This is a genomic window from Brevibacillus antibioticus, assembly GCF_005217615.1.
Classification (GTDB): domain Bacteria; phylum Bacillota; class Bacilli; order Brevibacillales; family Brevibacillaceae; genus Brevibacillus; species Brevibacillus antibioticus.
The window spans coordinates 1998521-2022415 of record NZ_SZNK01000001.1; the positions used below are offsets into that span (position 1 = coordinate 1998521).

23 protein-coding genes and 1 pseudogene are annotated in these 23895 nt (G+C 46.0%); 6 read left to right on the forward strand and 18 right to left on the reverse strand.

Translation table 11 applies throughout. The features are described from left to right. Positions 1-7: 7 nt before the first annotated feature. The 7 genes from E8L90_RS30710 to E8L90_RS08960 all read right to left on the reverse strand — a co-directional run bounded on the left by E8L90_RS30710 (position 8) and on the right by E8L90_RS08960 (position 7835). Complete coding sequence (locus tag E8L90_RS30710; RefSeq protein ID WP_244297183.1) at positions 8-553, reverse strand: ATP-binding cassette domain-containing protein; 546 nt, start codon at positions 551-553, stop codon at positions 8-10. A gap of 263 nt (positions 554-816) precedes the next feature. Continuing rightward, the gene (locus E8L90_RS08935; RefSeq protein WP_137029055.1) at positions 817-2481 is read right to left on the reverse strand and encodes a DUF6138 family protein; all 1665 of its coding nucleotides are present in this window, start codon (positions 2479-2481) and stop codon (positions 817-819) included. Positions 2482-2510: 29 nt separating this feature from the next. Then, positions 2511-3572, reverse strand: coding sequence for a suppressor of fused domain protein (locus tag E8L90_RS08940; protein WP_137033349.1), 1062 nt, complete (start codon positions 3570-3572; stop codon positions 2511-2513). A 136-nt stretch (positions 3573-3708) separates the two neighbouring features. Next, positions 3709-4347 carry an RNA ligase family protein gene (locus E8L90_RS08945; protein WP_137029057.1) on the reverse strand — a complete coding sequence of 213 codons (639 nt, stop codon included), beginning with the start codon at positions 4345-4347 and terminating at the stop codon, positions 3709-3711. A gap of 14 nt (positions 4348-4361) precedes the next feature. After that, complete coding sequence (locus tag E8L90_RS08950; protein ID WP_137029058.1) at positions 4362-5324, reverse strand: AAA family ATPase; 963 nt, start codon at positions 5322-5324, stop codon at positions 4362-4364. A gap of 110 nt (positions 5325-5434) precedes the next feature. Next, positions 5435-6253, reverse strand: coding sequence for a VHS/ENTH/ANTH domain-containing protein (locus tag E8L90_RS08955; protein WP_137029060.1), 819 nt, complete (start codon positions 6251-6253; stop codon positions 5435-5437). Positions 6254-6359: 106 nt separating this feature from the next. Then, positions 6360-7835, reverse strand: a complete 1476-nt coding sequence (locus tag E8L90_RS08960) for a protein adenylyltransferase SelO (protein WP_137029062.1) — start codon at positions 7833-7835, stop codon at positions 6360-6362. A gap of 287 nt (positions 7836-8122) precedes the next feature. Between E8L90_RS08960 and E8L90_RS08965 the strand changes: the two genes are divergently transcribed. From E8L90_RS08965 to E8L90_RS08975, 3 genes are all read left to right on the forward strand, one after another. Beyond that, positions 8123-8542: an SRPBCC family protein gene (locus E8L90_RS08965; protein WP_208759420.1), complete on the forward strand. Its 420-nt coding sequence runs from the start codon at positions 8123-8125 to the stop codon at positions 8540-8542. Next, positions 8543-8914: an ArsR/SmtB family transcription factor gene (locus tag E8L90_RS08970; RefSeq protein WP_137029065.1), complete on the forward strand. Its 372-nt coding sequence runs from the start codon at positions 8543-8545 to the stop codon at positions 8912-8914. A 189-nt stretch (positions 8915-9103) separates the two neighbouring features. Further along, complete coding sequence (locus E8L90_RS08975) at positions 9104-10069, forward strand: DHH family phosphoesterase (protein ID WP_137029067.1); 966 nt, start codon at positions 9104-9106, stop codon at positions 10067-10069. Between the two features lie 57 nt (positions 10070-10126). Here E8L90_RS08975 and E8L90_RS08980 read toward each other — a convergent pair whose 3' ends face one another. Beyond that, complete coding sequence (locus E8L90_RS08980; RefSeq protein WP_137029068.1) at positions 10127-11605, reverse strand: Lsa family ABC-F type ribosomal protection protein; 1479 nt, start codon at positions 11603-11605, stop codon at positions 10127-10129. A gap of 594 nt (positions 11606-12199) precedes the next feature. Between E8L90_RS08980 and E8L90_RS08985 the strand changes: the two genes are divergently transcribed. Beyond that, on the forward strand, positions 12200-12829 hold the full coding sequence (locus E8L90_RS08985; protein WP_137029070.1) for a hypothetical protein: 630 nt from the start codon (positions 12200-12202) through the stop codon (positions 12827-12829). 132 nt (positions 12830-12961) lie between these two features. On the opposite strand, the gene E8L90_RS08990 is transcribed toward E8L90_RS08985, so the two are convergent. From E8L90_RS08990 to E8L90_RS31360, 3 genes are all read right to left on the reverse strand, one after another. Further along, complete coding sequence (locus tag E8L90_RS08990; protein WP_137029072.1) at positions 12962-13810, reverse strand: VOC family protein; 849 nt, start codon at positions 13808-13810, stop codon at positions 12962-12964. A gap of 207 nt (positions 13811-14017) precedes the next feature. Continuing rightward, positions 14018-14512: a YdhK family protein gene (locus E8L90_RS08995; protein ID WP_137029074.1), complete on the reverse strand. Its 495-nt coding sequence runs from the start codon at positions 14510-14512 to the stop codon at positions 14018-14020. 319 nt (positions 14513-14831) lie between these two features. Continuing rightward, complete coding sequence (locus E8L90_RS31360) at positions 14832-15032, reverse strand: winged helix-turn-helix transcriptional regulator (protein WP_425267102.1); 201 nt, start codon at positions 15030-15032, stop codon at positions 14832-14834. Between the two features lie 34 nt (positions 15033-15066). Here E8L90_RS31360 and E8L90_RS09005 point away from each other — a divergent pair. Beyond that, positions 15067-15545 (forward strand): annotated as a pseudogene (locus tag E8L90_RS09005) (NAD(P)H oxidoreductase). Here E8L90_RS09005 and E8L90_RS09010 read toward each other — a convergent pair. The 5 genes from E8L90_RS09010 to pdhA form a co-directional block, all read right to left on the reverse strand. Beyond that, complete coding sequence (locus tag E8L90_RS09010) at positions 15542-15892, reverse strand: VOC family protein (RefSeq protein ID WP_137029076.1); 351 nt, start codon at positions 15890-15892, stop codon at positions 15542-15544. The pseudogene E8L90_RS09005 and the gene E8L90_RS09010 overlap by 4 nt on opposite strands. A gap of 131 nt (positions 15893-16023) precedes the next feature. Next, positions 16024-17469: a dihydrolipoyl dehydrogenase gene (gene lpdA / locus E8L90_RS09015; RefSeq protein WP_137029078.1), complete on the reverse strand. Its 1446-nt coding sequence runs from the start codon at positions 17467-17469 to the stop codon at positions 16024-16026. Next, positions 17470-18771 (reverse strand): dihydrolipoamide acetyltransferase family protein, encoded by a 1302-nt coding sequence (locus tag E8L90_RS09020; protein WP_137029079.1) that lies wholly within the window; start codon positions 18769-18771, stop codon positions 17470-17472. 17 nt (positions 18772-18788) lie between these two features. Further along, positions 18789-19772, reverse strand: coding sequence for an alpha-ketoacid dehydrogenase subunit beta (locus E8L90_RS09025; RefSeq protein ID WP_137029081.1), 984 nt, complete (start codon positions 19770-19772; stop codon positions 18789-18791). Then, positions 19769-20836 (reverse strand): pyruvate dehydrogenase (acetyl-transferring) E1 component subunit alpha, encoded by a 1068-nt coding sequence (gene pdhA, locus E8L90_RS09030; RefSeq protein ID WP_137033351.1) that lies wholly within the window; start codon positions 20834-20836, stop codon positions 19769-19771. Before pdhA ends, E8L90_RS09025 begins: the two co-directional genes overlap by 4 nt. A gap of 231 nt (positions 20837-21067) precedes the next feature. On the opposite strand from pdhA, the gene E8L90_RS09035 reads away from it, so the two are divergent. Continuing rightward, complete coding sequence (locus E8L90_RS09035; RefSeq protein WP_137029082.1) at positions 21068-22477, forward strand: sigma-54 interaction domain-containing protein; 1410 nt, start codon at positions 21068-21070, stop codon at positions 22475-22477. 79 nt (positions 22478-22556) lie between these two features. On the opposite strand, the gene E8L90_RS09040 is transcribed toward E8L90_RS09035, so the two are convergent. Both E8L90_RS09040 and E8L90_RS09045 read right to left on the reverse strand, forming a co-directional pair. Then, entirely contained in the window at positions 22557-22985 is a 429-nt protein-coding gene (locus E8L90_RS09040) for an SRPBCC family protein (RefSeq protein ID WP_137029084.1), read from the reverse strand. 82 nt (positions 22986-23067) lie between these two features. Next, positions 23068-23895: a carbohydrate ABC transporter permease gene (locus E8L90_RS09045; RefSeq protein WP_137029086.1), complete on the reverse strand. Its 828-nt coding sequence runs from the start codon at positions 23893-23895 to the stop codon at positions 23068-23070.

Here is a 23895-nt window from a genome sequence, read left to right on the forward strand (position 1 = left end):
CCGTCTGTTAAACAAATCCTTCCGGAAATTCCATTTTTTGGATATCCAAATCATTCGTGGGTTCGTCCAGCAAGAGAACATCAGGCTTCTGTGCCAGCAGACTTAAAAAGCGGTATTTGAAACGCTCACCACCAGACAGAACACCCAACTTTTTATCTAAATCCAATGCCTGAATGCCGAAATCATCCATCGCTCTCACCAGCTCTTTGGTCCATTGATTTTCGGCAAAAACGTTGGCGATGGTCATTTGTTTTTCTTCATCCGATAGCTCCTGAGAAAGAAAACCCATGGAACAATCGGTTCTCAACACGTTACCTTCATATGTGCAATACTCTGCAATCATTTGTTCCGCGTAAATCAATTTTAATAAGCTGCTTTTTCCATTTCCCTCTTCCCCGATGATGGCAATCTTGTCACCGATTTGCAGGGTGAGATGCAGATTTTGAATGAGAGTCCTGCCGTCTTTTTTGGTAGTAATCGTGCTATTATGCAGTTCAACCATTTGGATTCCCCATTTCGTTTTTCCATTTCTCGTCCTTTGCTTGTTGTTCATCTGTATCACCCCTCTTTTTTGACAACAAAAAAAGATGCTCCTGTCCAATAAACAGAAGCATCTTGCTCTCGTACTAGAAATCGCTATATGAAAAATAGAACATACAGGAATTCAAGCTATAGATTTGCGGGTGAATTTGACTTCTTGTTTATTTATTATGGAATTGGCTTTTCCAATAAATAAACAATGGCGCAAATGATTCACCCTCCGTTCCAAGTAGTTGCCTTCAATATAGCACGGTCTTCTAAATATTGTCAATGAAGCTATTCAACCAAGGTTAGCAATTGGGCAAGCTTGTCTTTGATGGGGGAAGATTCCTTTTTCACTGCCTGTGCAAGCTTTTTGTTCCCGCCGAAAAGGCGATAAATAACGCTTTCCCGCTGGTAATCCTCCATCGCTGCAAGCTCCCCTATGAGTGCATCCACCAGTTCGGCACGATTGAATGTGAAAGCTTTCAAAGGCTTCGCCGAGTCGCTACTGCCAAGCACCAGAGAGACGAGTACGGGGATATTCTCTACGGTTACACCATGCGCCTCCATAAAAGCTAGGGCAAAATCGTCCTGAGCAGACTGATGCTCCGTGTCGACCAGCTCCAAATAACGCCGAAAGAGTGGAAAATAATCGCTGCTAGACAACCCGAGAGCCAATACCGCATAGGTGCCAGGCATGACGGATTTCTCACTAGGCTCTACATCCCCGTACCATGCGAACTCCTCCATCGCAAGCTCAGCATATTCGGCGATTTTCGGATATAACGCAGGATACCGAGAAGCATTGGCAAAAAACTGGTGGAGACCTGACTTCGCCAGCTTTTTTACTGGGAGGTAGTGCTTTTCGCTGCTTTTTAGCTTGAGCTTGTACCCTTTGGGAAAGCCTTCACGCAAAAGACCGTTGATAAAATCGATGGCTTCACCATAGGCAGCTTCTTCCTCAGATAGGATACGAATGTCGATCAATTGTAAAACGTCATTGGCTTTTGCTTGAATCAAACTGCTTTTATACTCGCTTTCAAAGCGACCGCTGCCACGTTTTACATAGTCCGCAGCCCGCTTGGAGCCAAGCTGAACTGCGAGGTCCAAAAACTTCTTGCGGGTGTCAGGTTCCTTGTTCCCAATTGCGAGAGCGACGTATAGGAAAAAGTCCAGCTCCTCTGCTTTTGGTTCCTGACGCTCCTGCTCGGGTTTCAAAACCCAATCCAATCCATAATGCCCGGTACGATCGAAAAATTTGACTAAAAAACGCTCATCCGCCCAGCCTTTTAAAGCCAAGGCAGAGTGGTATGTCCACGAATCACTGCGTTCTTTATTAGCGCGCAGCTTTTCGCTAAGGCGCTGGATGAGCGGTTCGATAATTTCCTGCTTTTGTTCCATCAAGTCGGGATTGACGAGACAATGAGCAAAGAAGAAATCGTCTCTTTCTTTCGGACGCACAGGAAGCTCCGCTTTAATTTTTGTCTCGATAAATTGATCCAGTACTTGTTTTAGACTCTCGCGTTTTCGCTCGTTTATGAAATGGCGAGAATGGCGTTGCACCGATTGTTTCCACTCGAATTCGAAAACGAGCTCGAAGCGGTAATTAAAAAAGTGAGAATCATAGTCGGTGGAATGGAACAAGGATTCCATTCGATCACACAGTGCGGGAAAAAACTCTTGCATGAGGATTTCCTCTGTAAGCTCCTCGATATAAGAGCCCGCATCGTATTTGTACGAGTCGTCACTCCAGCTGAATGGTTCATGGACATCGATATGGATTTTACCATTGGGCCAATTGAGCTTTCCTTTTCTCCACGCCACTCTCAGGTAGTCTTTGACCCCTGCCTGCAGTAGGCTCCAGTCTTTGATCCCGTTGATCCGTTGGTTCTCTTTTTGGTAAATTTCTAGGATGGAAGTCCATACTTCGTTTAGAAATGCTTCTGCTGCCTGATTCATTGACTGACTCTCCTCCTTGCCCAAACACCTTAGCCGATGACCTTTACGACATTGCCCTCGCTATCGGTAATATTGGTTTTCAAAATGTTGATAGCAATTCCTTTTAGGGAAGGGATCTCAAAGCTGCTTTCCTTTGGAAGCAAATGCTTGGTAAGCACAATCGTTGTCTCTTCATCGAGGACAAATCGAATGGCATCCTCTCCTGGAATACATGCAGGCTTGTCTCCTGCCTCAAATACAACGCGGACATCAGGGCCCACAAGGCTCAGGCTTTCCCCTTTTCGCATACGTCCGCGGAGAATTTTTCCGATGACTTCCGCTTGCTTAGCTCCCAGCCTCAAAGTCGAAGGCGTTTTTTTCAAGAAGCCATTTTTTCCTGGCTCCCATCCAAGCTGGCTGACGAACAAATAAGCCGTGCTGGAGCCTTCTTGTTCCATTCCATTTTGAACAGCATCAGAAACCGTAGAATGGCGAAGGAGAGAATCCCGCTCGAGATCCGTTATGTAGGAAGGCATGTACGGCAAGCCAGATTGAAGTACGCCACGAGTATTCCAAGCCATCATCGCATCGAGTTCATCACCTGTGATCCCAACCATTTGCAAGAATTTCACCCGCCCATTCGGCGTATCCATTTCAGCAAGCTGAGGGTCTGTCACAAAAGCGAGCGCAGTCAGTTGGGTATCGGCGCCCAAGCATATTGGACCGTTTGCATCCAAATGATCACCTGCGTGAAAAACATTGCCCGTGTTGAATACGTAACGCCCCATATTTTGAAGCAGATTCAGCGCCCAGGCAGGCGGTTCTTCCTCGTCGTCCTTTCGCGCCAATCGAAAAGTCAACTCAAAACCAAAACCGCTTTCCTCTTCATTCTCGGACTCTTTTTCATACAACTCGGTAAATCCATAGGTCACAAAATGCCAATGCGGGTAAGGCTCGTCCGCTTTGTAGGCGCTAATTCCATCTAATGGATCGGGGCCACCCAGCGCATACGAGATAAGCGTACCGTAATGCTTAGGCTCCTGCTCTCCGTAAATCTTTCTCATCTCCTGGTCAATAGCATCCCAGCCCGCTGACATCATTTCATCGTTCATTTCTTCGCTCATCTCTCTTGCCTCCCATGTAATGACTGTCTTAACAATAGCCAAATTGAATTTTTGGATACTCTATTAGACGGTCAATACCTCTTAGCAAATTACATCGTTCTCATTCCCTTCTATTCAAAAGTCATTAATTGCTTTCTGCTACCCCATTCGGAACGACTGGCTTCGATAACCAATGCTGGTCGGTTTGCACATGATTTTTGCGCACAAACTTGGCGGCAGAGTGTTTAAAATCTTCGGACGGAAACCTCTCCGTTACTCGTACCACGTACCCCTCTTGTTCCCCACCGAAGACAGATTGTTTGGTGTAGCAACTTTTTATGGTCTCTTCCTTCCAAATCCCTCTGTATAAGACAGGTGCTGTTTCCAAGCCAAGTAGTTCGGCCCATTCTACCGTTTCATCCCACGACAAGCATTCATTGTTTTCATTCCAGATCGAGAACACGTAGAAATAGCTCGTTAGATGTCCGTAATAGATGGAGTGCAGCGCATATACATTTTCCCCACAAATTCTCCAGCCTTCCGGGATATGAAACGAAATCATCCCGTGCAGCATCTTTACCCAATGTCTGGATGCATGATCTTTGCTATCCAGTGACCTTGCATGGATATGGTTTCGGTACAGCGTGGTATTTTCTCCATCCAGCTTTTCTGTCACGACTACTTCTTTTCCCTCGAAATGACAAACCGTTCGCAAGATTTTATCATCGTCGGTTCTACTTCTTGACCAGGGTAAATGAAAGGTTCTCGGGTATTTTTTCAACATCGTTATTCACCTCCTTATTTGGCATAGGCATCTCCTTCCTTGAAGAAGTACAGCTTCCACAGGTACTCTTCGCCCAATAAATGATAAATCTCGGAAATATCTTGCTGCGTTCCGTAGTTAATCTTCATGTGCATTTGAATCAGGTTGACGACTTCGAAAATAAAATCATCGTCGAATCCTAATTCTTTTAAGAAATGGCAAGCAATTTGTGCAGATACATGCTCATGTCCGAAGTAGGAGTAATGGCCTTTCATCGGCTTGTAGGTCTTGCAAAATGGTTTTCCTGTATCGTGAAACAAGGCGACCACTTGCATGAGAAATTTGTCATCTTCCGTGTAAAAGGCGTTTACATAATCGAAAACATGATAGGTATGCTTGCACAAAGGGTACTGATGATAAGGATTCTCCTGATTAAATTGATACATCTCTTTGAAGATCGGAATGGCATTCAGCCTATCGAACAGCTCTTCATAGGAGGGTTCGTTTTGAAGCAACTGAACGAACTCTTCTTTTTCAATGGCATATGAAACTGGCTCGTGCAAGAGATGAATGTGATCCCAGCCTTCATTTTTGATCGGAAAATGGAAGTTCTTCCGCATCTTCGCCAAGATGTATTCGTCTACGGTTCTCTTTCGGGATCGATTGCGCTCTAGGCAAACGGAATAGGGAACATCGACGTAATAGCATTCCTTCTGGACATCGGGAAATTTGGCAAGGACCTTCATTCTCTTCTCTCTGTCAATATTGGTTGCGTCTAAGATGACATTCTTTCCATTCGCCAGCTCCGTTGCGATTTTTGAATAAACCTCAAAAAATACTTGGGCTGACTTTTTTTGTTTCCGCTCATCCCCGAATAAGTTCTGGCGAATTTCATCCGTAGACACGATGATTGCCCGTTCCTTTTTGGCAATTTCTTGCGCCCACTTGCTTTTGCCACTGCCGGCGATGCCTGACAGGACGATCAATTTCTTTTTCACTTTTATCTCACCTCCTTTCAATAGAAACTAATTTTTCGACACACTTTTCCAATATTATACACACTTCGCGTAAAGATGGCACCCTTCTTTATTCCTAGATTTTCCGTTCTCTACAGCCACGGACCAAAGAAGCTCTGGACAGCTTGCTCGGAGTAGCTATCTTCCCCCCGCCAATTCACGACGGCGAAAAAGTCGTTCTTCCCGCCACGCCCTGGTCTGTCCTTGCTTGGTGCCAAGATCCCGGTGGATGCAAGAATTTCCATGAAGACATCCCGTTCGTTCTTGCTAGATGGAAAGACCCCATTAAGGCGCTTCTCCAGTTGACGGGCAGCATCGGTTGGTTCACTGCTCGCGATGATGTCTAGCACCTGACGGAGGATGGCTACATCTTCTCCCTGTACCGAAAGATTCTCTTCCTTGCTTAACAGCTCCAGATCAAGCATGAGGTACGGTAGATAATTCAGTCGGATACCTCCCCATTTGATTCTCTCGAAATTCAGGACATTCAAATCTTCATTGGTATATAGCTCTCGCCCAGCGATATGGTAACGGTCGCATTTATAGCAGTCTCCGTACATGGCGAAGTAGATGCCGTTTTCTGGATTCGTATATTTGCCGGCATTACTTTCGAACGCATGGGCTGTCAATGGCTCCGTCAAGGCCCAGCTAGACAAGGTACTGCGCAGGTGCACCTTTCGCGTCGAGAGACTGTGCAAAAATGCTGTGGCGACTTGCTCTTTTGTCACTTTTTCATGCAGAGCAATGATTCTGTCTATGCACTCCTCGTGACTCATCGTCAGCGGGTCAAACATGAGACCTTTGCTTTTTGCGTAGTCAAAATCTGTTCCCGAAAAATCGTATGGGCGACTCTTCCAGCCGTTGCTGCTCCAAAATGTTTTCATCAAGATTTGCTTTGCTTTTTTATCCATAAACGTTTTCTCCTTATTCTTAGCTTTCCATATTTTAGCGCGAATCGGACGTGTAAAAAAAGAGTCCAACGCATGAAAGATTGTTGGACTCTGATTCATGTTTCTATTACGTACCGCAAAACGTTTGATAAGGACATGCTGATTCCGCGGGCAAAGTCGTGTATTCTACCTGTTCAGGCGTGTACGCATATGGATCAGAAAGGACTGCCAAAAGCCGTTCCATCACAGTATAGTCGCCCTCTTTCCATGCTGCTTCCAATGCTTCTTCTACACGATGGTTGCGAGGGATGACTGCCGGATTACTCTTTTTCATTAATTGTTGTACCGCTGCAGTGCCTTCTGTCTGTCTCGTTCGTCGCGCCCTCCACTGCTCATTCCATTCCGTGAATTCGCTTGTGCCAAAAAGCACGGTATCTTCTGGTTGATTAAGCGTGAGCGCTCGGAATGTATTCGTATAGTCTGCACGGTGGTCCTTCATCATGTTGAGCAGACCTTCGATCAACGCTTCGTCTTGTTCCTCTTCGTTAAACAATCCGAGTTTTGCCCGCATACCAGTAAGCCAATTGCCGTGATACAGCTTGCTAAATTCGGCAAGGGCATCTTCGGCCATTTTTACAGCCTGTGCTTCGTTGTCATGCAGCAACGGCAATAAGCTTTCCGCAAACCGCGAAAGATTCCACACGGCAATGTACGGCTGATTTCCGTAAGCATAGCGGCCCTGAACATCAATGGAGCTAAATACAGTTGCGGGATCATACGTGTCCATGAAAGCGCATGGACCATAATCAATGGTTTCGCCGCTGATTGCCATGTTGTCGGTGTTCATTACTCCGTGAATGAAGCCAACGAGCTGCCACTTGGCAATCAACGAAGCCTGCCGCTTAATGACTTCCTTCAGTAGGAGGACATAGCGGTTTTCTTCTGCTTCGATCTCTGGAAAATGTCTTTGCACAGTGTAATCGGCCAAAGCCCGGAGATCTTCTATCGAGCACCATCTTGCCGCGAATTGAAACGTGCCTACTCGAATATGACTGGCAGCGACCCGCGTCAAAATGGCACCTGGCAGCTTGGTTTCGCGATAGATAGACTCGCCGGTCGTCACTACTGCAAGACTACGAGTAGTTGGAATCCCTAGTCCATGCATGGCCTCGCTAATGATGTATTCGCGCAGCATCGGCCCCAGCGCTGCTCTCCCATCTCCGCCACGGGAATAAGGCGTTCTGCCTGATCCTTTTAGTTGAATATCAAAGCGCTCTCCGGAGGGTGTCATTTGCTCGCCAAGCAGGAGTGCCCGTCCGTCGCCCAGCATCGTAAAGTGACCGAATTGATGTCCGGCATAGGCTTGTGCGAGGGGCATTGCGCCTTCTGGCGTCTCGTTTCCCGCGAGCATCTCCACAACATCGGCGCTTTGAAGGGCTTCGGCGCTCAGTCCGAGCGACTTTGCCAAGGGCTCGTTCAGAATAGCGAGCTTCGGTGCAGGCACAGGGGGTGGGCTCAGTCTGGAAAAAAATGATTTCGGCAGCGTTGTATAGCTGTTGTCGAAGTTCCATCCCGGATCGATTGCTGTTTTCTTGTCTGTCATTGTCTCTCCTTTTAACCATTGACGTTATTTGAATGGAGGTAACCGTACTCCTGATACATTTTGCCAGTTTATTATACCCTTTTCATACAGGATTAGAGCACATTGGTCAGGTGAAAAAACAAAAAAACGCCGGATTTGTCTGTAAGCCCAAGCAAATCAATGAAATAATGAATAAGGAGCGCCATTTGGAGGGAAATTACCATTTACATGATACCAAAAGGTGTTATATCATCACAAAGTGAAACCAAAAGGTGTTATATTTACAAAAACGAAATGGAGAGATTTTTGTGGAGCACGTGCAAGATATTAAACAAACGATCGTTTTCGAGGCGCCTATTGAAAAAGTATGGGAAAAAGTATCGACTGCTGAAGCGATTTCTGCATGGTTCATGCCCAACGATTTCCAGCCAGTGGTAGGTCATGAGTTTCATATCCAATCTCCTTTTGGGCCTTCGCCATGCAAGGTGTTGGAGGTAGAAGCTCCTCATCGCCTTTCTTTTGCTTGGGATAATGACGGTTGGGTGGTCTCGTTTCTTTTAAAAGACTTGGGAAATAAAACGGAGTTTACCCTGATTCATGGTGGATGGAAAGCAGCGGATGAGATCATTGGAAAAGCAAACGAGAAGAGCTCTGTCATCCGCGACAAGATGAATCAAGGTTGGGTTGGTATTGTTCACGAGCGTCTGAAAAAGGTTGTGGAAGGCTAAATGTCTGCTTCAGCAGAAAAAGTTGATGTATTTCAAGCGATCGCTGACCCTACTCGTCGAGAAGTACTTCGCTTGCTCGCTGAAAAAGAGTTGCCTATCTCAGCGATCACCTCACATTTCCCCATAAGCCGAACTGCTGTGGTCAAGCATCTCCATATTCTTGCAGATGCAGATTTGGTCACCGGACATAAGGTAGGTCGGGAGAAAATCTATCGCTTACATCCTGGCCCCTTGACTGAAGTAAAACAGTGGCTTTCTTTTTACGAACAGTTTTGGAACAACAAGCTGTCCATGCTCAAGCATTTGGTGGAGACGGATGGACAAACCGTGCTTACGATCGTGCAGACAGAGCCGGATCAACAAAGGAAATAGTTGTGTCCCGCTCTCCCCCTTGATTGTTTTACGCAAATCAAAGGGGGATTTTTGATCCATTGAAAGAAATAGCAAAAATGGCAAATAATCGCCAGTAGATGTCTTCCCTTATCGATGATGGGTAGAATGGGAAAAATATTCGTGGTAGTAAAATAGAAACGACGGAATCGTGTCATAAGGAGATGCCTAATGAATCATCAAAAAATTGTTCATTTCAGTGATAAGGATTTGGATGGCGAGTCGTGTGCAATCCTGAGTCATCTTGCTTTTTCCAATCATGAGGTCGATTCCCGTGGGGTGACTCCGTACACGGTCAATCAAGAAGTACAAAAGTTTATGGAAGAAGAGCTTACCCGTGATATGTATGTTGTGATTACTGATGTGAGTGTCAGTGACGAGGTGGGTTCGCTAATACAGAAAAAAGTCGATGACGGGCATGCTTTTGTCTTGATCGATCATCACCCTACCGCATTGCCTTTGGCTTCCAAGTACGAATGGGCAACCGTTATCACGGAAGAATCGGGAAAAAAGACCTCGGCAACCAGCCTTTATTATGATTACCTGATAAACCTAGGGCATCTGACTCCTACAGGCATTCTCTCTGACTATGTGGAACTGGTTCGTTCCTTTGATACATGGGACTGGGATGCGACCGGGCTTGTTCAAGCAAACCAACTCAACATTTTATTCTATATGGTCGAACGGAATACGTTTGTACAGAACGTGCTCGAACGATTGCGTGGTGAAGGTGTACATACGGATCAGTTCGTTTTTAATGAAATAGAATCGATTCTCATCTATACAGAAGAAAAACGAATCGATGAATTTGAGCAAAAAAAGCTGAAGCAATTAAAGGTGGTCCCCGTAGAAATCGATTTAGATGAGCCAAAAACGTATCAAGTGGGTGTTGTGTTCCTCGAACAATATCACTCCACGACAGGAAATTTCCTATGTAAGAATGCGGAGATGATCGATTTCGTCGCGATGCTGGATCCGGGGAAAGGCAGAATCAGCTTTCGCACCGTTCGAGATGACGTGGATCTGTCCGTGATCGCACATCATTATGGAGGCGGCGGTCATCCAAAAGCTTCCGGGTGTTCCTTTACGGGCGTCACGTTAAAAGCCTTCGTGTACCCTGCTCTGAAAACGAACTAGAACAAGAGAAAGAGCCAAGCATTCGCTTTGGCTCTTCCTGTTGCTAGGTACTGTATGTTACAGTTCAACAATCTTCGTAGCAATGTTATTGCAAAACTCCCTGTCATGCTCGACAAAAAGGATCGTAGGTGAGTGTTCGAGAAGCAGCTCTTCAATTTGCATCCGCGAAATGACGTCAATAAAGTTAAGCGGCTCATCCCAAATATGGAGATGGGCTTTTTCGCAAAGACTTTTCGCAATCAATACTTTCTTCTTCTGGCCGCCACTATAAGCGGAAATGTCTTTCTCAAATTGCACGCGGGAAAAATCCAGCTTTCGCAAAATCGATTTAAACAGACTTTCCTCAATCTCGTTGTCTCGCGCAAAGTCCGTTAGATTGCCCTTTAGATGGGAAGTGTCTTGAGATACATACGAGATTCTCAGCTGACTCCCCTTTCGGAAGATGCCTGTATGATCGATGTTCTCCCCGCAAATGAGCTTGAGAATGCTGGATTTACCAGAGCCGTTTTTTCCTGACAGCGCAATACGCTCTCCCTGTTCAATCGTAAAGCTAATATCTGAGCAAACCAGCTTCTCTCCATAATGTATCGAGACCTTTTCCAATTCAGCGAGTTGGTTCTTATGGTAAGTAAGCTGCGAAATCTTTAAGCTATCCTGGTTTTCAATGTTTTTCAGCAGCTTCGATTTTTCATCAATCGCTGCTTGTTGTCTTTGCTCAATCGACTTGGAGCGTTGCATCATTTTCGCTGCCTTGTGTCCAATATATCCCTTATCAACCTTCGAGCCGGAATTTAAGGTACCATTTTTCGTTTTTTCCACGGCGTGCGACCAGTTGCTCGTTCGTTTGGCTGCATCCGATAAGCGTTTAATGTCTTTTTTCAGCTTCTCGTTCTCAGCGAGTTCATAGTTATCCTGACGCTGTTTATTTTCCCACCAATCGGAGAAATTTCCTTTTTGAACTTCAATGTTCGTCTTATTGATGGAGAGAATGTGATCGACGCAGTTATCAAGAAATGCTCGATCATGCGACACCAGAATATATCCGCTTTTACTATTGAGGTAATCACTGACGAGCTGTCGCGCATGCATATCCAGGTGATTGGTTGGTTCATCAATTAACAGAAAGCTATTTTCCTTAAGAAATAAGGCAGCCAGCAATACTTTCGTTTGCTCGCCATTGGACAAGGATTCGAAGGGTCGATACAGGACATCCTCTGATACCTTTAGAAGCGAGAACTCACGCATTAATTCCCAAAGCTGATAGTCTGGGACAATGTCTTGGACAATATCACTCGTAAGATATTCCTTGTGCTCGACTTGGAAAGGAAAGTATTCAAAGGTCACATGCGCCGTGATCTTTCCGCTGTATTCATATTTTCCCAGCAACAGATTGAGGAAAGTCGTCTTCCCTCTTCCGTTTCTTCCCGTAAAGCCCAATTTCCAATCTGTATCGAGTTGGAAGCTCACGTTTTCAAAAATGTTATCGAAGCTGCCATCATAGGCAAACGTCAGGTTGTTTACATTGATTAATGACATACAATCATCCTCCTGTATAAAAAATCAAAAAGCTACAAGAAAGTTACCCTCTCTTGTAGCTCAAATAAATACAGCAAATCCAACTCGAAAAGGAGTTAGATAAGGATATATTGATTGAGTGAAAAGATAATGTAACTTTCTTGCATAGAAAGAATAAAACATGCGAAGGATATCGCTTTTCTGTTTTATTTTTTAAGCAAGAAAAGAATCCATTATACCTTTCAGCTCCCGTCATTAATGTAATAGGATCTTATCATAACCATCTTGTCATTTCAATACAAATCATGGAAAAATTCGTCATGACAACTTTTCTCAGACTCCAGTCCCAAGTATAGATTTTCATACTGCTATCTGATGAAAATATTTGAAAAGCACCGCTTATCCCGATGGGCGGTACGTTTCGGCTTCTAGACGGCTTGGCCAAAGTGCCGAGCTATTTGTGTTCGCTCTTAGGCTCAGACTTACTCCTATTCTAAGTCATAAGGGTTCTGTAATTATTTCCAACGCAAGAAGGAATTTACATAAGTGTTTTGAATTTATCTAATTGCAAGTGAATTCATTTTATTTCTTACATACACATGGAGGAGATTAGCTATGAAAAAATTGGCAAAAGGCTTGGGTATTCTCGTTTTGGCATCATCATTCTTGATCGTCCCCACTCAAGCAGCAGATGCGGGAGCAAAGGGAAAAGACTCTATCGTCAGTCCACAAAAATACATCTTTGATGGAAACTGGAGGTACGGTGATACGTTAGTAGTGGCATACGATACGTTCTTTCCTAATGGATGGATTTCGATTGAAAAAGAGCCACATCGTGGAACACAGCTTGGATATGAAGTAGCGAAATATATTAATGGCGCTAATTATGGGCAAGTGGAAAGAAGCTTGAGCTTTAACATCCCTTCTGGTTGGGTAGAAATCGGTCGAGGTTATAACAGCAAGAGACAGGCTTATATAGATATCAGAAATGAGAATAAAAAACGTTACCAGCCTCAAGAGCTGGAGAATAAATGGGTCGGTACCGGCCAGCCTGTACCATATGGCTGGGTCGTGGTAAATGTTAATCTCTATGAAAAACATATCGTAAATATTACCAGTATCCCTACTGAATCCAGCATTGAAGCGATCAAGCATCCTGCTCCAGCCTTTGCTTATGAAATACCAAGAGGCTGGGAAATCACTGTAGACGGAGAGCATTCTCGAATTCTCACGAGAAAGTACTAATGAAGCGCATACAATCTGTTACGAAATAAATAAGATAAATAAACGACCCGTAGGTAGCACGATGGAAAACCATTCGTACAACCCACAGGTCGTTTTCGTTATTCGAAAGGAAAGCTCTCCTGCATCTTTCAATCAAATGTGTAGTTGAATCCGATTGCCAGAAGGATCCTCTGTAACAAAATGACCGCTCTCCTCCCGAACGGACGCACCGATTTCTCTTACCTGAGTGATTACACGATTCCTCGCTTCTTCATTTGGGAGCACCAGGACAAACGATTCGAGTCCTGGACTCTTAGGATGTGGGGGTGGAGCACCGACACCCGCCCATGTATTCAACCCGATATGATGATGATACTTTCCAGTGGAAATGAACAGTGCTTGTGTTCCATAGCGATTCACTACCTCAAAGCCAAGCCCTTTGGTATAAAAATGTTCAGCTTCATTTAACTTCGATACATGCAGATGAATATGTCCCATAATGGTACCAGCAGGAAGCCCCTTCCAGGCGGCTTGTTCCCCACTGGACAGCAAATCCGTAAAATTCAATGGTTCTGTTGCCATGTCTACGATCCCTTCATGCCAATTCCAGCTATCAGGATCACGATCGACATAAATTTCAATCCCATTTCCATCCGGGTCCGATAAGTATAAGGCTTCACTAACAAGATGATCCGAGGACCCGATGCGCAAATTCAACGCTGAAAAGTGTCGCTCAACGCTTGCCAAATCAGAGCGTTTTGGCAGCAATAGCGCAAAATGATACAAGCCTGTCGTATGATTTTGTTTCGGGAATGCGTCTTCGAGTTGCTCAATGGAAAGCAACGCGGTTTTACCGTCAGCAGTCAGCTCTGCCTTTGTGGCAGATTGGTTCAAGATTTTGAATCCGATCACTGCCTGATAATAAGCCAGGGATCGCTCTAGGTTTTGCACCTTGAGATTGACCTGTCGGACAAACGTATTCGGGCTTTGATGAAAATTCATGGGAGTATTCCTCCTCGTTTATAAATATTCGTGTTCTCTGTACAACTCACATGCTGACAATAAGCACTCGTCTCTATTCAGCATCAAACTTACTATTCGTAATAAAATTACTATAATATATCTATTGCGAATTGTCACGAAAAATCCTTGCCGCACGTATAATAGGCCTCCTCTTGGTTACAGAGGAAGCCTTGGTATTTCTTTTGATCACTTTACAGGCGATAGCTCATCTTCGGTTACCCATTTGTAGTTCTTTACTTCTCCTCCCCCTGTCGTAGGAGTGTAATCGATCATATAAACTGTCGATGTATTTACCGTATCTAGCTTGCCAGATGCATCGAGCATCCCTTTCACATGATCCGCCTTCAAGACGACTTCCGTTCCCGGATCATACGGTTGCTTGATATGATTCTTGATTTCTTCTTGAATGATCCATTTATAACCGTTCACAGGGGGCTCGCCCGTTGTAGGCGTATAGGTCACTGAATAGGCGGTTGTGTCATAAGCCCCCACAATTTTTGCTTTCGCCCCTTGCATCCCCGGTTGGTGACTTGCTTTCAAGATGACTTCACTCCCTATTGAAAACGTAGGTTTCGGTACAACCTCTACTTGCTCCAGCACATCCGGTGCAGCAGCACCGCCACATGCACTTAACCCCATCGCGGTAATCAGCATGAGCGATAACAGTTTCCCTTTTTTCATTCTAAACACCCCGAATTCTTTGTTGTCTGTCAAAGGTATTATGGGTACACAAGACCTTCCTTATCCACTAAGGCATCCATAAAATCCATGACATTGCGGGCTTTACACCCTGATCGCCCGTAATTCCATGCGAGTTAAACTCTTGTCCATACAGACGAGCCGTCCAAGTAAAAGGTTTCATGGCAAAAGGAAAACCAGTTCTAAGGACCTGCTCGTGTCCTGAACTGGTTTTCGCTCTATTCCGCCGCAAGTATGTACTTTATGAATAAAGCAAACGCCTCTTGCTAGGATCGATCCTGTCACGCTACCAATGCAAGTATTAAGACCCTATCCTCTGTGAGCATTTTTGGTGATCATCACTCTTTCCCTGGTACTTCCCCACATAAATAACGTTTACCCCACTCGCACAACGGATCGAGAATAGCATAAGCGACTCTCCTAATTCACTCAATTCATAGACAACCTTCATCGGTATTTCACTGTAAACCGTCCTCGTAATGATGGTGTTTCGTACTCTCATTTAAATAACGCCTGAAATGGTGGGAGGAATAAAAATGAAAGTACTAACAGTTGTTTCACATCCGCGGACGAACTCCTTGACTTTTGCTATCACGGAACGATTCGTTCTGAAGAGGTCGAGGTTGAAATGGAGCGCATGAGAAAACACGACGCACTTGCGTTCATTTATCCGATCTGGTGGTTTAGTATACCAGCCATGTTAAAAGGATATCTCGATCGTGTATCGAATAATGGGTTTGCCTAAGGCTCACACAAGCTTCATCATAAACACGCATTATGGATCGGTCTTGCCGCAGGAACGGAGGAGCACTTTGTCAAAAGAAATTACGACCAGATGATGAGTCATCACCTGAATGTCGGAATTTCTGGTTAAATCGGACTCCCCAATTCAAGAGTCGAGTTCCTGTATGATACCTTATCCAATGATCCTGCGCATATCGATCACCTATTCAACCACGCATACGAGCTAGGCTTCCATTATGGGAAATCAAAATTTCATCACTCTTCTTCTTAAGCTAAAACCTCAACAGTAAACCCTCCAGGGGCTTTTACATAAAATGTCCAGCCATGTGAACGTACCGGAGGAGCAACGTTGTAGCCATCTTCTTTCAGACGTTGATTCATCTCGTTGACTTTCTCTTCGCTCTCCTGGATGAAGCCGATATGAAATGTCTTGGGATATTGAACTTCGGCTCCCTTCATCAAGGTAAACACCAGGCCGTTATCGTCTAATAGGACCCCAAACTTATCGCCACGGGCATCTTCCGACGTATCTACCTTTTTCAAGCCAAAATATTTCTCCAAGAAAGCAGAAGCAGCTGGAACATCCGTAACGGTAAGATTGACGTGATTCAATTTCATAATAACCACACATCCTTCGCACGAGATTAATTCAAGCGTAGCACATTCATGCAAATGCTAATCTTGACAGGCTCCGAGACTGATCATTGTCATGAATATCCGTCATAGATCTTTAAGGTTTCATGATCATTCTATTTGCTTACAGCTCCTTTTGATTGGTTTACGATATGAATGGCATGACCTAACACCGCTTCGGCAGCCTCCAGCCATACCTCGCTTAAAGTGGGATGCGGATGCATGGTTAACGCCACATCTTCTACACGTGCAGCAAGCTCAAGTGCCAACACACCCTCCCCAATCAAGTTTGATGCATCCGCACCTACAACGTGCATTCCCAACAGTAAATGACTTTCTTGATCCACGATCACTTCTGCAAAACCTTCTCCTTCATCTATGGCAAGTGCTCTACCATTCGCCCGATAAGGGAACGCCGCTACCTTGACTTTGTACCCTTGAAGCTCTGCCTCTTCGCGTGTCATCCCCACACCCGCTATTTGCGGCTCGGTAAATATCACATAAGGCACAAACGGAGAGTCTACGCTACTGGGCAACCCTGCGATCACCTCGGCAGCCACAATCCCTTGCTTCGTCGCACGATGGGCTAACGCAGGACCTGGTGTTACATCGCCGATAGCATAAATATGCGCCTTGTTCGTTCTACCAGTCGATGTCACGGGAATATAGCCGCGCTCGTCCATTTCCACTCCCGCCTGCGCAAGACCAAGTTCACCTGTGTTAGGCACTCGCCCTATAGTGACGAGCGTTTTATGTGCGGTGATAATTTCGGAACCGTTCTTTTCCGAAGTGCATGCGAGCGAGACTCTTCCATCCGCTAGCTCTGTCTTCTCTACTTTTGTCGCGACCTTTACCGTCATCCCGAGCTGTTTTGCCTGCTTGAGTACTTCTTGAGAGAGATGGGCAGCTGTTTGTAGCAAAATGCGCTCGGCTGCCTCAATGACGGTCACCTGCGATCCAAGCTTGGCGAACGCCATCCCGAGCTCCATTCCAATATAGCCACCGCCGATAATGGCCAGTGTTTCCGGTACTTGATCCAATGCAAGCATATCCGTAGAATCCAGCATATATTCTCCATCTGTTTTCAAAAACGATGGAATGAATGGACGTGATCCTGTCGCAATAATCGCTTGTTTGAATTTGTACGTTTCAAAATCGCCACCCGTCTCTACGCCAATCCGATCACTCGAGAGAAATGTCGCTGTCCCCTTCACGACTGTAACCCCATTCGCTTGACAGAGATAATCGACCCCTTTGTTCAGTTGAGCAACGACAGAGGACTTCCACGTCTGCCAGCTCGGCATATGGAAGGTCGCTTTTTCTATCGGCAGTTGGATTCCCAGCTTATTCAGACTACGCAGCTTGTGGTATTCTCCTGCTGTATGAATCAATGCTTTTGAAGGAATGCATCCGCGATTCAAGCAGACCCCACCAAGAACTTCCTTTTCAATCAGAACGACCGATTTCCCCAGCTGTCCGAGACGAATAGCGGCTGCATAACCTCCTGGCCCACCTCCGATGACAACCACATCTGTTTCGACTGCTACTTCGCCGACTACCATCTATACCATCTCCGCAAACAATAGATTCGGATCTTCCAGCAGCTCCTTGATCCGGTTGGTAAAACGTACTGCCGTCACGCCATCGATTAGGCGATGATCAAACGAAAGTGACAGGTTCATCATCCAGCGAATGACCCCTTCATCCTCACGCACAACCCAGCGCTTCTCCATTTTGTGCAAGCTGATAATGGCTACTTCCGGGTGATTAATGATGGGAGTTGCTTGCAGTCCCCCGATTGGACCTACATTGCTGATCGTGAAGGTGCCGCCTGTTATGTGCTCCATGGTCAATTTGCCTTCGCGAGCCAAGCGTGCCAATTGCTCGATTTCTTCTGCGAGTTGAAAAATCGATTTGTGGTCTGCATCCTTGATGACTGGTACGATCAAGCCCTCAGACGTATCTGTAGCAATGCCGATATGGTAAAAGCGCTTTAGTAAAATTTCATTGGTGCTATCATCAATCGATGCATTCAGCATCGGGAATTCCTTCAGTGCAATGACCAGCGCTTTGATAAAAAACGGCAGGAAGGTCAGCTTGATATTTCGCTTATCCGCATGTGGCTTTACCTTTTCGCGCAAAGCACGCAACTGATCCATCTCCAGCTCATCGACAGAAGTAACATGCGGAATGATGGTCACTGATTTCACCATATGCTCAGCAATCTTTTTCCGGATGCCTTTTAACGGTAGCCGTTCGATTTCCCCTTGCGACGAAGTGGCTACACGAGGAGCGATCCCTGTTTTCGGCTGAACAACCGCTTCAGTCTCAACCGCTACTGCACTTGCCTCCAACGGGTGCTCATTACCAATAGCCGACGTCGGAAACTTAGCTGGTGCTGATTTTTGCAATCGATTGGCGAATTGGCGCAAATCTTCTTCCGTCACACGTCCCGCTGCTCCTGTCCCCGTGATCAACTCGATGTCCAGCTTCATTTCCCGCGCTAACTGTCGAACGTATGGCGTGGCCAATGAGCGTCGGTGATCAGCACGAGCTGGTGCAAAATGGACTGTCTTATCCGGGCTTACGACCTTTTCTGGAAGCTTTGTCTCTTCCTTCTTTGCTTCCGTTCCTGCATCGATCACCAGAAGGGTAGTTCCGACTTCTACTGTTTCCCCTTCCGCTATGAAAATTTCACGAATGATGCCAGTCACTGGCGCAGACAACTCGGCATTCACCTTGTCTGTCTGCACCTCCAGTAACGGCTGATCCTGTTGAACGGATTCGCCCGTGTGAACCAATACTTTTACGATTTCTCCTTCATGCATACCTTCTCCCACATCAGGAAGCTTGAACTCAACCATATGACTCGCTCCTTCTCTTAAAACGTAGCCGTTTCCATAATTCCGTCCTTCACACGTTCAGCCGTTGGCAAGTAATCATCCTCGATGCTAAATTGCGGGACGGGTACGTCAAATCCGGTAATCCGTTTCACGGGAGCCTTCATGTAGATCAACGCTTCATCATTGATTATGGAGATGATCTCTGCACCCAGCCCAGCAGTCTTATGCGCTTCGTGTACCACAACTGCGCGTCCCGTCTTTTTGACTGAGGCGATGATCGTATCCCGATCCAATGGATAGAGCGTGCGCAGATCAATGACTTCACAGCTCAAGCCGTTTTCGCGCTCGATCTGTTTCGCCGCATCCTCTGCGACACGAAGCATCGCTCCCCAAGCAAAAATAGATACATCCGAGCCTTCCTGGACGACCTTCGCTTTTCCGATGGGCACGCGGTACATTTCTTCCGGAACCTCTTGTTTAAATGCGCGATAGAGCTTGGTCGGCTCCAAAAAAATAACGGGATCAGGATCTTCCATTGCTGCAATCAGCAAGCCTTTTGCATCATAAGGTGTGCTTGGTGCCACAACCTTTAAGCCAGGGACATGAGCAAAAAACGTTTCGACACTCTCTGAATGAAGCTCAGGACCGCGAATCCCAGCCCCGTACGGCGTACGTATAACCATCGGTACATGGTACTGTCCGCGAGTCCGATAGCGCATGCGAGCAGCATGAGAGACAATTTGTTCAAATCCTGGATAAATAAAGGCAAGGAATTGAATCTCGACCACAGGAATTTTCCCGTTCATAGCAAGACCGATTGCCGCCCCGATGATTCCTGCCTCCGCTAGCGGCGTGTCTACTATTCGATCTGGACCGTATTTGTGAACCAATTCTTCGGTCGCTCGGAACACGCCACCATTTACGCCAATATCCTCGCCGAGCAGCATGATGCGTGAATCATCTGCCAATTTTTGATCCATGGCTTCCGTGATTGCTTGAATCATCGTCAGTTTGCGTTTCATGCCGGGATTCCCTCCTGCTTCGATGGCTTGACGAGCTCGCTCTCCTGTTCCGTTGCCATCCACGTCGGTTCAGCGTAGACGTGCTTGAACATGTCTTCCGGTTTGGACTTCGGATAGCTTTCTGCTTCGACAAGAGCTGCGTCGATCTGTTCACTCACTCGTTCAATCAGCTCTACTTCTCTCGTTTCATTCCACAACCCTTGATTCTCCAGATACACACGCAGCCGTTGGAGCGCGTCCCTTTCTTTACGCCATTCCTCGGACAAGCTCTCTTGATCCCGGTATTTCTTCGGATCATCTGCGGTTGTGTGTGCACCATAGCGGAATGTCACCGCTTCGATCAACGTCGGTCCCTTGCCTTCTAACGCACGTTGCATGGCTTCTTTCATCGTCAACCAAACAGCGAAGATATCATTGCCGTCTATCCGAACCCCAGGGATATCATAAGCGGCCGAACGCTGTGCAATCGTTTTCGAGGCAGACTGCTGTGAAAACGGAACGCTGATCGCGAAGCCGTTGTTTTGGCAGAAGAAAATGGTCGGCGTCTGAAATACGCCTGCAAAATTCAATGCCTCATGAAAATCTCCCTCTGAGCTTGCTCCGTCACCAAAGTAGGCAATGCTAACATGCTGTTCGTTTTGCAGCTTGCTCGCCCAAGCCGTGCCTACCGCATGAACCATTTGAGTCGCAATCGGTACACATGGCGGCATGATATTCAAATGTTTCGGGCTTATACTCCCTTCCATGTGTCCCATCCAATAGAGGAACACCCTTGCCATGGATTGACCATGGACAATCGCTGCCGCATGGTCTCGGTAGGTTGGGAAAAGCCAATCTCCTGGTGTTAATGCCATCGCGCTGCCTACTTGCGAAGCTTCCTGCCCTTCAAAGGGAGCATACGTACCCATTCTTCCTTGTCGTTGCAGGTTAATCGACTTGCGGTCAAACTGGCGAACCAGGACCATATTTTCATACATCTTGATCATTGTCGCCTCGTCCAATTGCCCTTTGAGATCGCCTACCAGCTCACCCGCTGGACTCAATACCTGATATAATGAAGACATGGAAACATCCCTCTCTTTTTCGTTGAAAAACACCACGGTGTCTTTCGTTATTGTGATTCTGCTCGTCATGCTTCTGCTTTCGTCCCTATAGAAGAGCAAGTAGCATGCCAAACAATTGAAAGCGATTTCACAACAAAGCCATTCGAAAATGATCATTTTTGCATATGCACTTTTGCGCACGGATGATTAATTCTGATTATTCCGTTTACAAGCCTACTGAGGAGGACTTCGATGTATCAAACCAAGTATTTCCAGGCCAGTGACAATCATGAACTCGCAAAATTGCTGACGACTATCTTCAGTACGTCCCATGATGGATTGGCGATCTGTGACCGTAACGGCTACGTCCTGCTCTACAATGAGGCGTACTTGAACATCACGGGAGTTCCCGCCGACATTTTGAATAATTTCAGCTTTATGGAGCAAAAAGAAATGCATCTTGTTCCAGACTCCTCTGCTGTACGTACGATTTTGACAAAACAAACACATAGTGTCGTGATCGATTATGCAAACGGTCGGCAAGCAATTAACACGGCTACCCCGCTGCTCGATCCAAACAAGGAATTATTGTTTGTCGTGGGAAATGTGCGTGACGTCACGGAGCTGAATCAGCTTCAGAAGGAGCTGGAGGAAACACGTCAAATCAGTTCGGCGTATCAAAGGGCGCTAGAGCATATCCAAACCGATGGTGACTTTGACGAGCAGATCATTTATCGCAGTGGGCTCATGCATCGAATCGCTTCACTCGCCAAACGCTTTGCAACCAACGACTCTCCCATCCTTCTCCTAGGCGAATCTGGTGTCGGTAAAGATGTCATGGCGAACTACATTCACGCCCAAAGCGGACGAACTGGAGACTTCATCAAGATTAACTGTGGGGCCATTCCCGAGCATTTGCTCGAATCCGAATTGTTTGGCTATGAGAAAGGCGCATTTACGGGGGCAAGTCAATCGAAGGAAGGCTTGTTTGAGCTGGCAGATCGAGGAACCATTTTTCTCGATGAGATTGGAGACCTCCCTTTTCCTTTACAGGTGAAACTCTTGAATGTGTTGCAGGATGGACGGATTCGCAGACTGGGGGGGAAAACATCGCGTCAGGTTAACATGCGAATCATCGCTGCCACCAATAGCGATTTAGAAACGATGGTCGAACAAAAGCGTTTTCGGCAAGATTTGTTCTACCGGCTAAACGTACTGTCCCTCACCATTCCACCCTTGCGTGAGCGCCGTGAGGATATTCCGGCTCTCATTTTCTACTATTTGAAAAAGCTCGAATGGAAGTACCAGCAAGAAATGCGCATCGAAACAGATGCGTTAGAGGCGCTGATGGATTATGATTGGCCAGGGAATACACGCGAGCTAAAAAATGTGGTAGAACGTTCATTCCACATGTGTGAAAATGGGCGGATTACCTTTGATCAGTTACCGGCGTCGATTCGCAATACGCAACAGACAGCCCTGCCGCTCCATCTCGCCAAAATGGATGAGCTGTTGCCGTTAAAAGAAGCGGTCGAACGGTTTGAACGTGCGTATATCCAACGACTCTTGAAAGAGACAGACACCATGCAGCAGTGTGCGGATAAGCTGCAAGTGAACATATCCACGCTTGTGCGAAAAAAACGCAGCCTCAGAATTAAATAGCGCAAAAGGAAAAGCCCGATACACGTTGGTTCGGGCTTTCTCGTTATTTCAGAGTATGATCTCGCAAAACATTTGGGCGCTATTTCACAAGCCCTTCTCTTAGGGTGTTGATCCCATGTTCCAGATACCCTTTCAAACAGCTTAAGACGTACACCCAGCCTTCTTTGTTGTCGACTATTTTTTGAAGGAGTGCAGGATCATTTTCTTGAAAGCCCTCTTCGTTCACTTCAATGATCGTCGTGGCTTCATCCAGCGCTTTTAACGTAATCGTTACGGTATTTTCTTCTCCGGCCCATTGGAAAACGATTCGTTTATTGACTTGAATTTCGTGAACCGTAATTCCTACTTCTGCGTTGTAAATATCGTAAAATAACGTAATGTTCTTCCCTTCCTCCCACCTTACTGAGCTGGAAGAGAACCAGAAGTTGCCGATTTTCTCAGGGTCTACGAATGCTTCGAACACGTCTTGTGCAGGTCTGTTAATCTGAAATTTTGTAAGATTATTCATGCGTCCGCCAACTCTCTTTCAGAATGCTGACTCCACCGTATCACAATCACATTTGCGGGACAAATGATCGAATGACTCCCTATTATTCTTTTACTGCGCCAGAAGTAAGGCCTGAGACAATCCGCTTCTGAAAAATCAACACCATCACCACGAGCGGGATCGTCACAATAATGGAGGCAGCAGATATTTCTCCCCACGGGATCGTAAACATTCCTTGAAACATGACGATTCCCACAGGCACAGTCTTCATCGTTTCTTGCGTATTCAACGTCAAGGCGAACAAAAATTCATTCCACGCTGCAATAAAAACGAGGATGGCGGTCGTAAAAACCCCAGGCATGGCGAGTGGGAAAAATACTTTGGTCATCGTCTGCCAAATACTCGCACCGTCTACTTTAGCTGCCTCGCCCAAGTCACTCGGTATTTTGCGGAAAAAGATGGTCAAATTCCAGATTGCGAGCGGCAGCGCGAAGGTTGTATAAGGAATGATCAGGCCAATGTAGCTGTTCGTTAAGCCCATCGATTGCATGAACATAAAAATAGGAGAAATGGTCGCGATCTGCGGAAACATGGACACAGCCAGTACAACACCCAAAATAATCGTTTTTCCCCGAAAAGATAGCCAGGCAATTGCATAGGCAGCAAAGGAAGCGATCGTTATGGAGTAGAGCGTGGTTAACGTCGCCACGACAGTTGAATTCCACAGGTAACGGGCAAACGGTCTTTCCGTGAAGACGCGGACAAAGTTGTCAAACGAAGGATTTTCGATGATAAAATGAAAGGCTCGCTCTCCAAACAGCTCCGCTGGTGGCTTCCATGCTGCAAGTAGAATCCACAAAAACGGGAACATCACAAGAAAAACGAATAGCAGTAGACCCACGTAGAACAAGGGACCCGTATGTTTACGCAT

Bases quoted from the DNA above. Each gene is read 5' to 3' on its own strand.
- E8L90_RS30710 (WP_244297183.1), bottom strand. From the start codon at position 553: ATGAACAACAAGCAAAGGACGAGAAATGGAAAAACGAAATGGGGAATC.
- E8L90_RS08935 (WP_137029055.1), bottom strand. From the start codon at position 2,481: ATGAATCAGGCAGCAGAAGCATTTCTAAACGAAGTATGGACTTCCATC.
- E8L90_RS08940 (WP_137033349.1), bottom strand. From the start codon at position 3,572: ATGAACGATGAAATGATGTCAGCGGGCTGGGATGCTATTGACCAGGAG.
- E8L90_RS08945 (WP_137029057.1), bottom strand. From the start codon at position 4,347: ATGTTGAAAAAATACCCGAGAACCTTTCATTTACCCTGGTCAAGAAGT.
- E8L90_RS08955 (WP_137029060.1), bottom strand. From the start codon at position 6,253: ATGGATAAAAAAGCAAAGCAAATCTTGATGAAAACATTTTGGAGCAGC.
- E8L90_RS08960 (WP_137029062.1), bottom strand. From the start codon at position 7,835: ATGACAGACAAGAAAACAGCAATCGATCCGGGATGGAACTTCGACAAC.
- E8L90_RS08970 (WP_137029065.1), top strand. From the start codon at position 8,543: ATGTCTGCTTCAGCAGAAAAAGTTGATGTATTTCAAGCGATCGCTGAC.
- E8L90_RS08975 (WP_137029067.1), top strand. From the start codon at position 9,104: ATGAATCATCAAAAAATTGTTCATTTCAGTGATAAGGATTTGGATGGC.
- E8L90_RS08980 (WP_137029068.1), bottom strand. From the start codon at position 11,605: ATGTCATTAATCAATGTAAACAACCTGACGTTTGCCTATGATGGCAGC.
- E8L90_RS08985 (WP_137029070.1), top strand. From the start codon at position 12,200: ATGAAAAAATTGGCAAAAGGCTTGGGTATTCTCGTTTTGGCATCATCA.
- E8L90_RS08990 (WP_137029072.1), bottom strand. From the start codon at position 13,810: ATGAATTTTCATCAAAGCCCGAATACGTTTGTCCGACAGGTCAATCTC.
- E8L90_RS08995 (WP_137029074.1), bottom strand. From the start codon at position 14,512: ATGAAAAAAGGGAAACTGTTATCGCTCATGCTGATTACCGCGATGGGG.
- E8L90_RS31360 (WP_425267102.1), bottom strand. From the start codon at position 15,032: ATGAGAGTACGAAACACCATCATTACGAGGACGGTTTACAGTGAAATA.
- E8L90_RS09010 (WP_137029076.1), bottom strand. From the start codon at position 15,892: ATGAAATTGAATCACGTCAATCTTACCGTTACGGATGTTCCAGCTGCT.
- lpdA (WP_137029078.1), bottom strand. From the start codon at position 17,469: ATGGTAGTCGGCGAAGTAGCAGTCGAAACAGATGTGGTTGTCATCGGA.
- E8L90_RS09020 (WP_137029079.1), bottom strand. From the start codon at position 18,771: ATGGTTGAGTTCAAGCTTCCTGATGTGGGAGAAGGTATGCATGAAGGA.
- E8L90_RS09025 (WP_137029081.1), bottom strand. From the start codon at position 19,772: ATGAAACGCAAACTGACGATGATTCAAGCAATCACGGAAGCCATGGAT.
- pdhA (WP_137033351.1), bottom strand. From the start codon at position 20,836: ATGTCTTCATTATATCAGGTATTGAGTCCAGCGGGTGAGCTGGTAGGC.
- E8L90_RS09035 (WP_137029082.1), top strand. From the start codon at position 21,068: ATGTATCAAACCAAGTATTTCCAGGCCAGTGACAATCATGAACTCGCA.
- E8L90_RS09040 (WP_137029084.1), bottom strand. From the start codon at position 22,985: ATGAATAATCTTACAAAATTTCAGATTAACAGACCTGCACAAGACGTG.
- E8L90_RS09045 (WP_137029086.1), bottom strand. From the start codon at position 23,895: ATGCGTAAACATACGGGTCCCTTGTTCTACGTGGGTCTACTGCTATTC.